General features: G+C 33.1%; 18 protein-coding genes. 9 read left to right on the top strand and 9 right to left on the bottom strand.

All coding sequences use genetic code 11. The annotated features are described in order from the left end of the window. Positions 1–524: 524 nt before the first annotated feature. The 4 genes from ACNRYB_RS13285 to rpsF form a co-directional block, all read right to left on the bottom strand. Positions 525–998, bottom strand: coding sequence for a DUF6495 family protein (locus ACNRYB_RS13285; RefSeq protein WP_343705969.1), 474 nt, complete (start codon positions 996–998; stop codon positions 525–527). 131 nt (positions 999–1129) lie between these two features. After that, positions 1130–1570, bottom strand: a complete 441-nt coding sequence (gene rplI, locus ACNRYB_RS13280; protein WP_129749065.1) for a 50S ribosomal protein L9 — start codon at positions 1568–1570, stop codon at positions 1130–1132. Between the two features lie 65 nt (positions 1571–1635). Continuing rightward, positions 1636–1932 (bottom strand): 30S ribosomal protein S18, encoded by a 297-nt coding sequence (gene rpsR, locus ACNRYB_RS13275; RefSeq protein WP_002987043.1) that lies wholly within the window; start codon positions 1930–1932, stop codon positions 1636–1638. A 5-nt stretch (positions 1933–1937) separates the two neighbouring features. Further along, the gene (gene rpsF, locus ACNRYB_RS13270) at positions 1938–2279 is read right to left on the bottom strand and encodes a 30S ribosomal protein S6 (RefSeq protein WP_068842999.1); all 342 of its coding nucleotides are present in this window, start codon (positions 2277–2279) and stop codon (positions 1938–1940) included. A 178-nt stretch (positions 2280–2457) separates the two neighbouring features. Between rpsF and ACNRYB_RS13265 the strand changes: the two genes are divergently transcribed. After that, a complete protein-coding gene (locus ACNRYB_RS13265) occupies positions 2458–3156 on the top strand; it encodes a LytR/AlgR family response regulator transcription factor (RefSeq protein ID WP_008463025.1) in 699 nt (232 codons plus the stop codon). 7 nt (positions 3157–3163) lie between these two features. On the opposite strand, the gene priA is transcribed toward ACNRYB_RS13265, so the two are convergent. The 5 genes from priA to nadC all read right to left on the bottom strand — a co-directional run bounded on the left by priA (position 3164) and on the right by nadC (position 8689). Next, positions 3164–5614 carry a replication restart helicase PriA gene (priA, locus tag ACNRYB_RS13260; RefSeq protein ID WP_473727530.1) on the bottom strand — a complete coding sequence of 817 codons (2451 nt, stop codon included), beginning with the start codon at positions 5612–5614 and terminating at the stop codon, positions 3164–3166. A gap of 23 nt (positions 5615–5637) precedes the next feature. Then, positions 5638–6384 (bottom strand): subclass B1 metallo-beta-lactamase, encoded by a 747-nt coding sequence (gene bla-B1-FLAV / locus ACNRYB_RS13255; protein ID WP_129749067.1) that lies wholly within the window; start codon positions 6382–6384, stop codon positions 5638–5640. Positions 6385–6394: 10 nt separating this feature from the next. After that, entirely contained in the window at positions 6395–6823 is a 429-nt protein-coding gene (locus ACNRYB_RS13250) for a DUF2147 domain-containing protein (RefSeq protein WP_129749068.1), read from the bottom strand. Between the two features lies 1 nt (position 6824). Beyond that, positions 6825–7748, bottom strand: a complete 924-nt coding sequence (locus ACNRYB_RS13245; RefSeq protein ID WP_129749069.1) for a YihY/virulence factor BrkB family protein — start codon at positions 7746–7748, stop codon at positions 6825–6827. 83 nt (positions 7749–7831) lie between these two features. Beyond that, positions 7832–8689 (bottom strand): carboxylating nicotinate-nucleotide diphosphorylase, encoded by an 858-nt coding sequence (nadC, locus tag ACNRYB_RS13240; RefSeq protein ID WP_473727529.1) that lies wholly within the window; start codon positions 8687–8689, stop codon positions 7832–7834. Between the two features lie 205 nt (positions 8690–8894). Between nadC and ACNRYB_RS13235 the strand changes: the two genes are divergently transcribed. The 8 genes from ACNRYB_RS13235 (at position 8895) to ACNRYB_RS13200 (ending at position 15185) form a co-directional block, all read left to right on the top strand. Continuing rightward, positions 8895–9995, top strand: coding sequence for a DNA alkylation repair protein (locus tag ACNRYB_RS13235; protein ID WP_473727528.1), 1101 nt, complete (start codon positions 8895–8897; stop codon positions 9993–9995). A 252-nt stretch (positions 9996–10247) separates the two neighbouring features. Then, complete coding sequence (locus ACNRYB_RS13230; RefSeq protein ID WP_473727527.1) at positions 10248–11129, top strand: pirin family protein; 882 nt, start codon at positions 10248–10250, stop codon at positions 11127–11129. A gap of 2 nt (positions 11130–11131) precedes the next feature. Further along, a complete protein-coding gene (locus ACNRYB_RS13225) occupies positions 11132–11527 on the top strand; it encodes an OsmC family protein (protein WP_473727526.1) in 396 nt (131 codons plus the stop codon). A 5-nt stretch (positions 11528–11532) separates the two neighbouring features. Beyond that, a complete protein-coding gene (locus ACNRYB_RS13220) occupies positions 11533–11817 on the top strand; it encodes a GNAT family N-acetyltransferase (RefSeq protein WP_473727525.1) in 285 nt (94 codons plus the stop codon). A 259-nt stretch (positions 11818–12076) separates the two neighbouring features. Continuing rightward, complete coding sequence (locus tag ACNRYB_RS13215) at positions 12077–13492, top strand: amidohydrolase family protein (RefSeq protein ID WP_473727524.1); 1416 nt, start codon at positions 12077–12079, stop codon at positions 13490–13492. A 54-nt stretch (positions 13493–13546) separates the two neighbouring features. After that, positions 13547–13852, top strand: coding sequence for an antibiotic biosynthesis monooxygenase family protein (locus tag ACNRYB_RS13210; RefSeq protein ID WP_129749076.1), 306 nt, complete (start codon positions 13547–13549; stop codon positions 13850–13852). A 207-nt stretch (positions 13853–14059) separates the two neighbouring features. Next, positions 14060–14533: a 23S rRNA (pseudouridine(1915)-N(3))-methyltransferase RlmH gene (rlmH, locus tag ACNRYB_RS13205; protein WP_129749077.1), complete on the top strand. Its 474-nt coding sequence runs from the start codon at positions 14060–14062 to the stop codon at positions 14531–14533. 175 nt (positions 14534–14708) lie between these two features. After that, positions 14709–15185, top strand: coding sequence for a CHRD domain-containing protein (locus tag ACNRYB_RS13200; protein WP_129749078.1), 477 nt, complete (start codon positions 14709–14711; stop codon positions 15183–15185). Positions 15186–15197 lie beyond the last annotated feature (12 nt).

Here is a 15197-nt window from a genome sequence, read left to right as displayed (position 1 = left end):
TATTAAGTTATTATTTAATTTTTCTAATTTCAATCTCAAAATAGAGAAATAATGCTATCCATTATACTTAGAAATACAAAAGAAAACTTTGTTTAACTTTTGTTATCTAAAATTAGAAAAAACAAAAACATAAAACAAGCATAAAATTCTTATAATTTATTCTTAAAACTTTAATCTTGAAATTAAGAGCCGCTTTAAACATCAGAAAATACGCTACTTTTAACATAATTTTACCGCAATTATTTAAGCTAAAAAATATTAAACAAAATATGTTAAATCAATAAAAACAAAGTATAATCTTACAATATAAAGCAATTTTTATCTAGAAACATCTTAATTCATAGCAAATTCAGCTTATTTTTTTACAAAAAAAATGAAATCCAAAAAAAATGAAAGATTATAAAAAAACAAGTAGAAATACGGGGTATAAATTCAAAAAAAGATTAAACAAAAGTTAAAAAACAAAAAAAGGCAAGCAATTGATTAATAACTGCTTGCCTTTTTTAATATCTAGAAAACTAAAATTATGATTCTATAATTGTATTAATCTGCTTAAATAATTGACCATCACTTAAAAAAGCTCCTTGTTTAATCAATTCAAAAATCGAAGAATTTCGTTCTTCTGTAAATACCTTCTTTCCTACTTTCATTTCGATATTGTCAGTAAACATATTATCGCTCAGCCACTGAAGTCCATCTTTAGTTAAAAAATCAACTTCTGGAGAAAACGATTTTAAAACAATAGATTGAATATAAGTATCAAAACAATGAAACAAGAAAATATGATTCTTAGAAAAATGTTCCAAATATTCTGCTCTCGTCAATACCCCTTCCCAGATCAAATCTGAAAAAACATCAAGCTCCTGTTCTGCAACTTCCGGTTTATTAACTTTAAGTTCTTCCCACTCTTTTCTATCTATTGCTTGTGTAGCCAAAAAACTTGCAAATTCAGCATGTAATTCGTCAAACTGTTCTTTTGTTAACCTTGCGTATTTCATTTCTTTTTAGGCTTTGTGCTTTACGCTGTACGCTCTAAGCCTCAGCCATAAGTCTAATTATTAATATCAATCCTTTATTAAACAAAAAAATCCCGATTTACATCGGGATTTTGGTATAGATTTTAAAACTATTACTTTTCAGCAACAATTTCGTATGGCAACTCAACAATTACATCTCTGTGTAAACGGATACTTGCACTGTATTTTCCAGTACGTTTTACGATACCACTAGTGATGAATTTTCTGTCGATAGCGTTTCCAGATTTCTCTAAAGCTTCAGCAATGTCGATGTTTGTGATAGAACCAAAAAGTTTCTCTCCACCGGCTTTTGCAGAAATTTTAATTTCAAGAGCTTTGATTGCTTCAGCCAATGCTTTTGCATCAGCAACAATTTTAGCTTCTTTGTGTGCTCTTTGTTTTAGGTTTTCAGCTAAAACTTTTTTAGCAGAAGGAGTTGCTAAAGTAGCAAAACCTTGAGGAATTAAAAAGTTACGACCGTAACCAGGTTTTACAGATACTACATCATCTTTAAATCCTAAGTTCTGTACGTCTTGTTTTAAAATAATTTCCATGTTGTTGTCCTTATTTTTAGAAGTTAGGTTCTGCTTCAACAGAAACCAGCGACTAGATTTTTATACTATTTTAATAAATCGGCCACGTATGGCATTAAAGCTAAGTGACGAGCTCTCTTTACAGCTACAGAAACTTTTCTTTGGTATTTTAATGAAGTTCCAGTTAAACGACGAGGAAGAATTTTTCCTTGCTCATTAACGAATTTCAATAAGAAATCAGCATCTTTATAATCGATATATTTGATTCCTGATTTTTTGAAACGGCAATACTTTTTAGTTTTGTTAGTTTCAATGTTTAAAGGCGTTAAATATCTGATATCTCCGTCTTTTTTTCCTTTTGCAGATTGTTCGATTGTAGACATAATAATTACGCTTTAGTAGATTTTAATTTTGCTCTTCTTCTCTCAGCCCATGAAATAGCATGTTTGTCTAAACTTACAGTTAAGAAACGCATAACTCTTTCATCACGTCTGAATTCAGTTTCAAAAGCTAAAAGAACTTCTCCAGCTACTTTGAATTCGAATAAGTGATAAAAACCACTTTTTTTGTTTTGGATTTCGTAAGCCATTTTTTTAAGACCCCAATCCTCTTTCGATACCATTTCAGCTCCTCTACTAGTAAGAAATTCTTCAAATTTCGTTACTGTTTCCTTCACCTGAACCTCAGATAAAACGGGATTTAAAATGAAAACAGTTTCATAATGATTCATAAATAAAAAATTTTATTTGTTAAAATTGGGTGCAAAAGTAAGCATTAAATTTATATATACAACATTTTTTTTCTTTTATTCGTCATAATGCAAAAAAGATGCCTCAACTTTAGTTTTTTTTACAAAAAAATAATACATTTACTACTGCTATCCTGAATTTATTCTAAATTTAAATGTTATGAAACTAAACTGTGTTGTTGTAGATGATAGTTCTATACAAAGGACAATTATTGCCAAATTGGTTAATAATCACCCAGGCTTGCATTTAATCGGGGATTTTTCTAATGCCATTGAAGCAAAAAGTTGTATCTCATTAAATAATATAGATTTAATATTTCTTGATATAGAAATGCCAGTTATTAACGGATTTGATTTCCTTGACGGATTAAAATCAAAACCGCAGATTATATTTATCACTTCTAAAGCCGAGTATGCCTTAAAAGCTTTCGACTATGACGCTACCGACTATCTTCAAAAACCAATTGCAGTAGATCGTTTTAATGCTTCTGTAAAAAGGGCAATCGACATGCATTTGCTCAAAAAAGACATCAAAGAAGAAGAAGGCGAGCATATATTCATCAAAAGTAATCTAAAAAAACTTAAAATCTTCACTTCAAAAATAAAATGGATTGAAGCCTTTGGAGATTACGTAAGAGTAGTAACCGAAGATGACAGCAACTTGGTTCTTTCTACCATGAAATCTTTTGAAAATGATTTATCAAAAGACAAATTCATCCGTGTTCACAAATCATACATTATCAATATAGATAAGGTTGAGCGCTTTAACAGCAAATTTGCTGAAATAGGCATCACCAAAATACCATTAAGCCGCAACAAAAAAGAAGATCTTGTAAAAGCGCTTTCAACTTCTTCTTAATTGCTATTTAATAGAAATCTACATTAATCACAACTTTTATAGCCCTGTATTGGGCCACAGCTTCAAAACTATTCAGCATTTTCTGAATAGTTTTTTTTGTGTTTCCTAAGTGAAGATTTTGCGGAATCTTAATCAAAATAGTTCTGATATATTCATTTCGAATTCTGCTTATAGCAGGCTCTTCTGGCCCTAAAACCGGCATGCCTAAATTCTGGCTTAAAACTTGGTAAAGCCACATTGCCCCTTCTTTTAGCTTATCAAAATCTTTGTGCTTTAGCGTAAGTTTTATAATCCTGAAATAAGGCGGATATCTATAAATTTGCCTGTCATACAATTGCTCTTTATACATACCTATATAATTATGGTTTGTAACCTGCTGAATTGTATTATGGTTTGGATTATAAGTCTGAATAACAACTTTACCTTGTTTTTCCGATCTTCCCGCTCTTCCAGCTACCTGAGTCATCATCTGGAAACTGCGTTCAAAAGCCCTAAAATCTGGATGATGAAGCATATTATCGGCATTCATAATTCCAACCAAACCTACATTATCAAAATCAAGTCCTTTGGCCAGCATTTGTGTACCGACTAAAATGTCAATTTCACGATTTTTAAATGTATCTATTATTTTTTCGAAACCAAACTTGCCTCGAGTAGTATCTTGATCCATTCTGGCTGTTTTGGCTTTTGGAAAAAGCGAAGACAACTCTTGCTCTATTTGCTCTGTTCCGAATCCTTTTGTAGTCAAATCAATACTTGAACAACTGTGGCAATTAGTAGGTTTTGCAATCGAATAACCGCAATAATGGCAACGAAGCTGATTTTTATGTTTGTGATAAGTCAAACTCACATCGCATTGCTGGCAATGCGGAACGTGTCCGCAAGTCAAACATTCAATTATAGGTGAATATCCTCTCCTATTTTGAAACAAAATAACTTGTTCGCCCAATGACAATGATTCAGCAATTTCTTCAATTAAAAGATCGCTAAAATGCCCTGTCATTCTTTTTCTGAAATGTTTGTCTTTGATATCAACTAAAATCACTTCAGGCAAGCGAACATTTTTATAACGTTCGGAAAGAGTTACCAATCCGTATTTATCATTTTGAGTGTTAAAATAAGTTTCGATGCTAGGCGTTGCTGAGCCTAATAAGACCTTAGCCTTATGAAAATTAGCCAAAACTATAGCCGCATCTCTTGCATGATATCTGGGCGCAGGATCAGTCTGTTTGAAAGTCTGCTCATGCTCTTCGTCAACAATTAATAGTCCCAAATCGTTAAAAGGCAAAAACAAAGCCGATCTCGCTCCTATTACAATTTGTGCTTTAGGCGAATTCTCAAGCGTTTGCCTCCAAACCTCAACTCTTTCATTATTGCTATATTTAGAATGAAAAACAGCTACTTTATCACCAAAATGAAGACGCAATCTCGAAACTAATTGAGTAGTAAGTGCAATTTCTGGTAACAAGTATAAAACCTGTTTTCCTGTCTCTAGATATTCTTCTATTAGCTTAATATAAATTTCAGTCTTCCCGCTCGAAGTAACTCCATGAAGCAAACACACTTCTTTTTCTAAAAAGCTATTCTTTATTGCAGAAAAAGCTTTTTGTTGAGCATCACTTAATTGCAGTTCTTTATCTGATTTTTCTCCATCAAACGTAACACGGTCATGTTGCAAATAATATTCTTCAAATATTTCTTTTTCAACTAAAGATTTTACCGCTGCAGATCCTGCATTTGAAACCTCTGTAAGCTTTTTGACCGTGATAGGCTTTTTTTCTGAAGCACTAATCTGAAAATAGGCCAAAACAATTTCTTTTTGTTTATTGGCATTTTTCAGCACCGTCAGCAATTCTTCAAGACCATTATCTGATTCGTATTTGGAATGTAGTTTTACATACCGAACCAATTTTGGTTTGTAAGTTTCTCTTATTTCTTCGTCCAAAAAAATAATATCTTTCGCAATCAGTTTTTGCAGAATTGGAAGTATATTTTTTTTATTCAAAATTGAAGCAATTTCCTGAACCTTCAATGAACTCTGATGATGCAAAGCTTCATAAATCAAAAACTCATCATCAGAAAGTTCGCTGTCATTTACCACAACATCGGGTTTATGCGAGATAATAGTTTCGCTCTCCAGTAATAATCCGCTTGGAAATGCTCCGCGATACACGTCTCCAATTCCGCACATATAGTAATTTGCAACCCAAAGCCAGTGTTTAATCTGGGTTTCGGTCGCAATTGGTTTTTCATCCAAAATCTGGTGAATTTCTTTAGCCTCATACAATGTTGGCGCATTTTCATGAACATCCAAAACGAGTGCCGTATATATTTTACTTTTACCAAAAGGTACCGCAACCCGCATTCCTTTTTTTATAAAATGAAATTCAGCCTCAGAAACACGATATGTAAAGGTTTTTGCTAAGGAAAGTGGTAAAATAACTTCGATAAAAAACATGTACTATAGATATGAATGCAAAGTTACTTTTTTTCGGTAGACTTTTGAGCCAAATACTCCTTAACCAATTTTAAAGTATGATCTATTGATTTATTGGCTGTTCCGCCATCATGTCCCGGAATAACATACTTTGGATTTTTAAACTTTAATTGAACTTTCTTGATTGATTTCTCCCATTCTTTGACATCAGCATCTCCTAAATATCCTAAATCTTTGGCTTCTTCACTTTTTATAAAACATCCGCCATAAAGAATTTTATCTTTTCCAAACCACGCTACGATATTATCTGGCGCATGTCCTTTTCCTGGATAATAGACTTCAAACTTATATTGTCCGACAGTAAAAATAGTATCATTTGGAATTACAAACTCAGCTCTTGGTTCATTTTTGCTTTTCAGAATATCGTCGGTTAATTTACCTGAGTAGGTTTTAATTCCTTTTTTTCTATAAAAATCAAATCCTCCTGCACGATCCTCATGAGAATGCGTACCAAAGAGCATAATAACGTCTTTATTATGTTTTGCTTTTATACTGTCGAGCAAAGGTTGAAACTGCGTTTTATCCCAAGGCGCATCAAAAAGCACAACTCCTTTATCTGTAACCACATACATGGCATTGGCAGAAATAAGAGTTCCGTTGTAATCATGAAACGTTTTATAAACATAAAAGTCACCCGTAAGATGACTTATTTGTAATGGCGAATTCTTAGATTGTCCAAAACTATTTGAAACCGCAACTAAGAATAAAATTATCGAAGTTAATTTTCGCATTAGATTTTAATTAGCTTTTTACTCTAGTCCAATATTGTGTTCTTCCCATTAAAGAAATCCCAACATAACCGCGAAGTTTTAACTTATCTGCAGATTCTAATGAAATGTAACATTTGTATTTTTTACCACTTGTAGGATCCAAAATTGTTCCTCCGTTATACTCAGAGCCATCTTTTTTTAATCCGTTTATAATAATCATACCCAAAATCGGTTTGTTTTTTTCGGCACCATCACATTTTACACAAACATCTTTTTTGTGGCTTTCTCTAAGTATGTCCACTACCTTACCATAGATTTTTCCAGATTTCTCGTAAATTTCTACAATTGATTTTGCTTCACCTGTTTCATCGTCAATAGTTTTCCATTTTCCAATTACACTTTGGCTTTGCATGGTCAGCGCAAAGAAGAACACTCCGATAGTTAGCATCAAATTTTTCATATTATTTTTCTTTTTTTTGTTTTAATTTTCTGATAGAAGCATTCAATTCGAACCCTAAAAGCAGAATCATACAGTTTATCCAAATATAAAACATTAGAATTAATAATGTCCCAATTGAACCATAAAGTTCATTGTATTTTGAAAATTTTATAACCCAAATCCCAAAAAAGAACGAAGATATAACAATTAAGACCGTTGTAAAAACAGAACCAATACTAATAAAAGGCACTTTATTATATTGTTTTGTTCCATAACGCAATAATATTGAAGATGTTATCAAAATCATTAAGATAACGAATAAATATCGCCCTAAAATAATCAGCGGAATTCTATCGCTCAGCACATCTTGAATAATTGTCTTTTGAATGAAGACCTCAAAAACTACGATAGTAGCCACTGTAACAAACAAAATTATGGTCATTATGAGCGAAATGGCTAGAGCTACTAAATATTGATGCAGAAAACCTCGTTTATCAAAAACGTGTTTTGAGGATTCAAAACCGCTCAAAATTCCGTTAATTCCGTTTGCCATTAAAAATATCGAAAGCAAAAATCCCGACGATAACAATCCAGAGTGACTATTATTTAAGATATCGCTGATAATTTTACTTATCGCATCGAAAGTATTTGGCGGAACGCTCTGCTGAACGAACTGTAAGAAATCTTCCTGAAAATTGTCTATAGGAATAAACGGAATTAAGTTTAAAATAAATAAAGCAAAAGGAAATAATGCCATGAAAAAGCTAAAAGAAACAGCACTCGCATGATATGAAAATGCACCATCAATAATTCCGATAGTGTACATTTCGAGCAAATCATACAAAGAAAATCCCTCTAACCAAGGGAATTTTATTCTTTTAAAAAGTCGGGCCAGATTGCGTATTATAGGCAGCTTCTCAATCCGATCTTCTATCTCTTTCGACATATTTTTTGATTTTAGATTTTAGAGTTCCGATTTTAGATTGCAAAAATCAACTCATAACTTATAACTCAAAATTCATAACTCCATTAAAAAGCTTTCAAGCTCAAATCCATATTGTAAACAGAATGCGTTAAAGCACCTGACGAAATATAATTCACACCGCATAAAGCATATTCGCGAACTGTTTTTTCACTGATATTTCCAGAAGATTCTGTCTGGCATTTTGAACCAATCAAATTGACTGCCGTTTTTGTATCTTCATAGTTAAAGTTATCTATCAGAATTCTGTGAACTCCATCGCTCAATAAAATTTCTCTGATTTCATCCAAATCACGAGCTTCAACAATAATTTTCAAGTCAAGATTATTCTCTTTCAAATATTCTTTAGTTTTTGCAATAGCGCGTGTAATTCCGCCAGCAAAATCAATATGATTGTCTTTCAGCATGATCATGTCATATAAGGCATATCGATGATTCTCTCCTCCGCCAATTTTTACAGCCCATTTTTCTGCCACTCTAAAATTTGGAGTTGTTTTACGCGTATCCAAAATCTTTGCATTTGTTCCTTCCAAAAGCTGCATTAAATGGTTTGTTTTTGTAGCGATCGCTGACATTCTTTGCATGGTATTCAAAACCACTCTTTCGGCTTTTAAAATAGATTGCGAGCTGCCAGAAACTTCAAAAACAATTTCACCATATTCTACATGCGTTCCGTCTTCAATAAAAGTTTTCACCTTTAATTTTGGATCAACATGCTCAAATATCATTTTAGCCAATTCAACTCCGGCAATAATTCCTTGATCTTTTACCAATAGCTTTGCTTGACCATGAGCTGTATCTGGAATACAGGCAAGCGAACTGTAATCGCCTGGCCCCACATCTTCTCTAATGGCATTTTTTATTAAAAGTTGTAATTCTGCTTGAAATTGAGCTTCGCTTATCATTTTTCTATTTTTAATAATAATGCTAAATTAGAACTTATTTTATGGATTTGAAAATTCCAATAACATGAAAAATTATACAAAACATTAAATCTCTCTTTTTTAACCATTAAGATATTCAGAAAAATAAAGTTACAATTCTTAACAATACTTCATCACATAATAAGCGTTCAATTAAATATCTTTGAAGTTCAATCAAGCAAAAACCATGGGATTAATTAAAGATATTTACTCCGTTTCTTTTTACGAAAATTTCACTCAGGCTGTTGCCGAAGTGTATCCAGCGTTCAATAAACAAAAATTTATTGAAGCGATTTACGAAGGCGATTTTGCTCAAAAAGAATGGAAAGAAAGAATGAAACATACAACCGTTGTATTTCATCAATTTATGCCTCAAAACTTTCCCGAAGCTATTTCTCTTATTGACAAAATCATAGAAAATCTAAGAAAAAATAACTTTGCAGACAGTAATCTGGCTTTTATTTTCTTTGCCGATTATATCGAAATGTATGGTTTAGACGATTTTGAAACTTCTAAGAAAGCTTTCGTTTCTGTAACCCAATTTATAAGCTGTGAATTTGCCGTTCGTCCTTTCATTTTAAAATATAAAGAGAAAATGATTGAAGAAATGGTAAAATGGTCTTTGCACGAAAATCATCATGTGCGTCGTTTAGCAAGCGAAGGATCACGTCCTAGATTACCTTGGGCAATGGCGATTCCATTTTTGAAGAAAGATCCCTCTTCTATTCTTCCAATTTTAGAAAACCTAAAAAACGATCCTTCAGAATATGTTCGCAGAAGCGTTGCTAATAATTTAAATGATATTGCTAAAGATAATCCACAAATTGTTCTGGAAATTGCTAATAAATGGAAAGGCCACAGCAAAGAAACCGACGGAATTATCAAACATGGATCAAGAACTTTACTAAAACAAGGCCATCCCGAAATCCTGAGCCATTATGGTTTAGAAAGCACTAACATTGAACTTTCTTCTTTCGAAATTAAAACTCCTGTGGTTAAAATTGGTGATTATCTTCAGTTTCAATTTCATTTAAACAATAAAAATGAAGAACCAAAAACAGTTCGTTTAGAATATGCCGTTCACTACAAAAAAGCAAAAGGGCATTTGGCGAAAAAAGTCTTTAAAATCAGTGAAAAGATTTATCATCCGAATCAATTAACGAAGATTGAAAGAAACCAGTCTTTTAAATTGATTACAACTCGTGTTTTTTATACTGGAGCGCATCAATTGTCGATTATTATTAATGGAACTGAAAGTGAGGTTTTGGCATTTGAGTTGATTGAATAAAATTTAGATTTAAAACAGAAAACGAAATCACTGCTGTCAGACTGAACGGAGTCGAAGTCCCGCAAAGTGATTCAGCAAATGTGACTTCGACTCCGCTCAGTCTGACAAAAAGAGCGTGAAATCAACTATTTGAAGAATCATCAATTTTCCCTACTTTTATAGCTAACACAAAAAAAAACAACTTTTCTTAATCTAAATTAAGTTACAGAGAAACACAACTACTGTAATTTTGTTTTCAAATCAAATAATACCATGTCAAATATCAGTTTAATAATCGAAGAACGTGCTGCCAATATTGGCAACTTTTTGGTAGGCCGTTTATTGCCTTTCCGTGAAAAAAGAGCCGTTGGGCCATTTGTATTTATCGATCATATGGGACCTGCACATTTAAGCGACCATGAAAATATGGATGTTCCTCCGCATCCGCATATCGGACTTTCAACGCTTACTTTTTTGTTTGAAGGAAGCATTATGCATCGCGACAGTCTAGGAACAGAACTAGAAATAAAACCAGGTGCCGTAAACTGGATGACGGCTGGAAAAGGAATCGTTCACTCCGAAAGAACTCCAGAATATTTAAGACATACAGATAAAATGCTTCACGGATTGCAGATTTGGGTGGCGCTTCCGAAAGAATTGGAGCAAATGGATCCGAATTTTACGCACGTTGAAGCTGACGATATTCCGGCTTGGGAAGAAGATGGCGTTTCATACAAATTAATTGCCGGCGAAGCTTTTGGCAAAAAATCTCCAGTTCCTGTTTATAGTCCGTTATATTTTATTGAAATTAAAAGTAAAGAAGCTAAAAAAATCAATATCGGACATCATTTATTTGGCGAAAGCGGTTTATATATTTTGGAAGGAAGCATCAAAAATGGCGAACATGTTTATGATCCAAAACAGATTTTAATTACAACCGAAGCTTCTCTTTGCGAGTTTGAAATTTCTGAAAATTCTACGGTTTATCTTTTTGGCGGACAGCCATTTCCTGAAGAACATTTTATCTTTTGGAACTTCGTTTCATCAGATAAAAACCTCATCGAAAAAGCTAAAAAAGACTGGACAGAACAGACTTTCCCGAAAGTTCCTGGAGAAACAGAATTTGTGCCATTACCAGAACCAAGAATTAAATAATTATGGATACGATTTCAGCAAAAATAGATACACGTTTGTATCGAACGGAAATTACATCTGCGAGCGGAAATGTCTTAATTTCTGACGAACCACAATCATTAGGCGGAAAAAATTTAGGTTTAAATCCTACTGAACTTTTGGCTTCATCACTAGCTTCTTGCACCTTAATTACTTTACGAATGTACATTAATCGCAAACAATGGAACGTCGAAGAAATCAATATCAAAATTGATTTTGAAAGAGATTCAGAGCGAAATTGTACCTCATTTACTCGAAAAATTGAAGTGATTGGCGATGTTGACCAAGAACAAAGACAAAGACTGGAAACGATTGCAAACAGTTGTCCAATCCATAAAACATTGACACATTCAATCGAAATTAAAACGACATTAATATAATTACAATGGAAATTCAGCAAATAAACGATACAAAAAGAGGCTATTTTGAAGCCGTAGAAGACGGAAAAGAAGCAGGAAAAATGACCTATACTTGGGCAGGAGACTCAAAATTTATAATCGACCATACTGAAGTTAGCCCAGATTTTAACGGAAAAGGTGTTGGTAAAAAACTAGTTATGGCTGCGGTAGATTATGCTAGAGCAAATAACTTAAAAATCATTCCGCTGTGTCCTTTTGCAAAAAGCGTTTTTGATAAGGTTGAAGAAATTCGTGATGTACTTTTTTCTTAAAGATACTAAGGTTCTGAGTTGCTAAGGTTCTAAGTTTTTTTTTACCGCAAAGTTCGCAAAGGATTACGCAAAGTTCGCAAAGTTTTTTAGACAAAGCTTTGCGAACTTTTTCGTTTATATTAAGTTCAGCTTGAAATAAAACCTTGCGTTCTTTGCGGTAAATCTTAGCGCTCTTTGCGTTAAAAATTCAACGCAACGAATTTCAATTTTCAAATTTCCGCAGAAATTCCTATATTTGCGCGTAATTTAATCTTAGAGTATGACAAGAATAATTACGCTTTTCTGTTTTTTTATAGCACAAATCGGCTTTTCTCAATCGGCTGAGAGTTATTTAGAAAAAATCAGAAATAATGAAGCGCTCTTAACCGCTTTCTTCCAACAAATGCCTAAAGGAGGCGATTTACACCACCATTTTTCAGGATCAGTTTATGCAGAACCTCTTTTAGAAAGAGCTATTGCAGAAAACTTTTATTTGAATCTGGAAACTATGGCCGTTTCTAAAACCAAACCTGCAAACGGAAACTGGGAGAACTTTTCATCTATCAAAAACAAAGGAAAATTAGAGTATTACGAACAGCAGATTATGCAGACTTGGTCAATTAAAGACTATAATGGCTCTGTACCTTCTGATGATCAGTTTTTTGATTCTTTCATGAAATTTGAACCAACCATTGCTGGTCATTTTGCAGAAGGAATGTTGGAATTAAAAAAACGCGCCATTGCTGAAAATGTAAGCTATATAGAAACACAATTATCAACAATTCCATGCGATATGAATGTTTCTGATTTAGATGATTTTAACGCCAAATTACGTCAGGCTTCAGCTCAAAAAGATGAAAAAGCGGTTTTAAAACTTTTGGATAAATTGTATAAATCGCTTCAGAAAAAAGACGCTAAAAAATACGCCGAAGATTTCAATACTAATTTCTTAGCAAAACTTCACAAAGACTTGAAAATAGATGAGGAAAAATTCACGATGCGTTATCAAAATTTTGTGCTTCGTTTTATGGAACCTGTCGATTTGTTCAAAAATCTGGTTATTGCTTTTATTTCGTCAAGCGAAAGCAAACTGACTGCGGGTGTAAATATCGTTTCTCCAGAACATGGCGAAAATTCTATGAAAGATTATTGGTTGCACATGGCGATGTTCAAATATTGCCACTCGAAATTCCCAAATGTAAAATATACGCTTCATGCTGGTGAATTAACTTTAGGTTTGGTTCAGCCAGAAGAATTAACGTGGCACATCAACGATGCGATTTATGTGGCAGGAGCCAACAGAATAGGCCACGGAGTTGATATTGCTTACGAAGCCAATTCGTATGATTTATTGAAATATATGGCTCAAAAAAACATTCCGATTGAAATCAATTTAGTAAGTAACGAATTCATTTTGAAAGTAAAAGAAAACAGACATCCATTTACGCTTTATAAAGAGTTTAATGTGCCAATTGTAATCAGTACAGACGATGCAGGAATTTTAAGAAGCAATATGACCGAACAATATGTTTTACTGGCAAAAAGATATCCTGATGTAAATTATGAAACAATCAAAAAATACGTTTACAACAGTATCAATTACAGTTTCATTCAAGACGAATCGGTTAAAAAACAATTGATTAAAGATTTAGACAATCGTTTTAAAACTTTTGAAGCGAAATTTTCTAAAAACTAAATTCTAAACCTAACAGGTTTTAAAAACCTGTTAGGTTTGTCAATATTAAAATATATGATTCTAGAAGCCGCATTTCTATATGTAAAACCAGAATTAGCCCCTCAATTTGAAGCTGATTTTGCAAAAGCCAGTCAATATATTTCGTCCATCGAAGGTTATTTAGGGCATCGTTTAGAAAAATGTCTCGAAGTTGAAAACAAATATCTTTTATTGGTCGATTGGAATACACTTGAAGATCATACGGTAGGTTTCAGAACTTCTGAAGCGTATTTGGAATGGAAAAAGATTTTGCATCATTATTACGAACCTTTCCCTATTGTAGAACATTTCGAGACCATTTTTGAAAATAAAAAATCGTAAACTGCTTTGCTGTAAAAAATTAAACACATAGAAACATAGATATAATTGTGTCGGTTTTAAGATTAGAGAAAAAGCAAGCTTTAACGCATAGCTATGTGCATTGCAATAAGTGAAACGCCTTTTGCAGACAAAGAAAACTATGTCTCTATGTGTTAAATTAAATTCGTACTAATTCGTGTAATTCGTGGCTAAAAAAAAAAATAACCAATGAACATCAAACTCATCGCTATAGGCAAAACAGATAATAAATCGCTTCAAACTCTGATTGACGATTATACCAAACGTTTGTCGTTTTACATCAAATTTGATCTAGAGATTATTCCTGATATCAAAAACGTAAAAAACTTGTCTGAAAGTCAGCAAAAAGAAAAAGAAGGCGAATTGATTCTTTCAAAACTTTCGCCAACCGATCAATTGATTTTGTTGGATGAAAACGGAAAAAACTTCTCAAGCGTTGGTTTCTCTGAAGAATTGCAAAAGAAAATGAATTCTGGCGTAAAAACGTTAGTTTATGTAATTGGTGGACCTTACGGTTTTTCTGAAACGGTTTATAAAAAAGCGCACGGAAAAGTGTCGCTTTCGCTAATGACGTTTTCGCATCAAATGGTTCGTTTATTTTTTATAGAGCAATTGTACCGCGGATTTACGATATTGCGGAATGAACCTTATCATCATCAATAAATTCCACCAACCTCAATCCACACCTCTGAAACATTTAAAAATCAACAACTTAATCCACAAAAAAACGGGTTAAATAAAAATAAAATCGTAAATTTATAGTGATTTATTAAATCTTAATAAAATTTAATAATTATAGTTTTTTAAACCTCTCTTTTAACATAAAAAGCATATAATTATGAAATCTTTATTTCGCCTTTCGGCAATCCTACTATTGCTTTTAATTGGAATTTCGTGCTCCAACGGGTACGATGACAACAACGACAATTACACACCAGTAATTGTGACATTTACTGCTAATCTGACCCCAGTTACAGGCGCAACTTCTTCAGCTTCTGGTAGTGCAACACTTAAATTAAATAAGACTGCTAAAACATTTGATCTTACAGTAAATTTTTCAGGACTAACACCAATACATGGTCATATACATGCGGCAGACGGCACAATTGTTATTCCGTTTCCTGATGCCAGTGTATCTACCTCTCCAATATCTGTATCTGGTTCTATTACAGATGCACAAATTACTGAGCTGATGGCTAATCATTATTACGTTAACTTACACACTACTGCTTATCCTAATGGCGAAATCAGCGGTACTCTGACAAAAACTGGCACTTCTGGCGGAGACGGCGGTGGCGGAGGCGGTGGTTATTAAACTTCTAAAACT

Source organism: Flavobacterium sp. CR10 (assembly GCF_055814415.1).
Note: the sequence above shows the minus strand (reverse complement) of the source record. Positions and strands in the feature narration are given on the sequence as shown.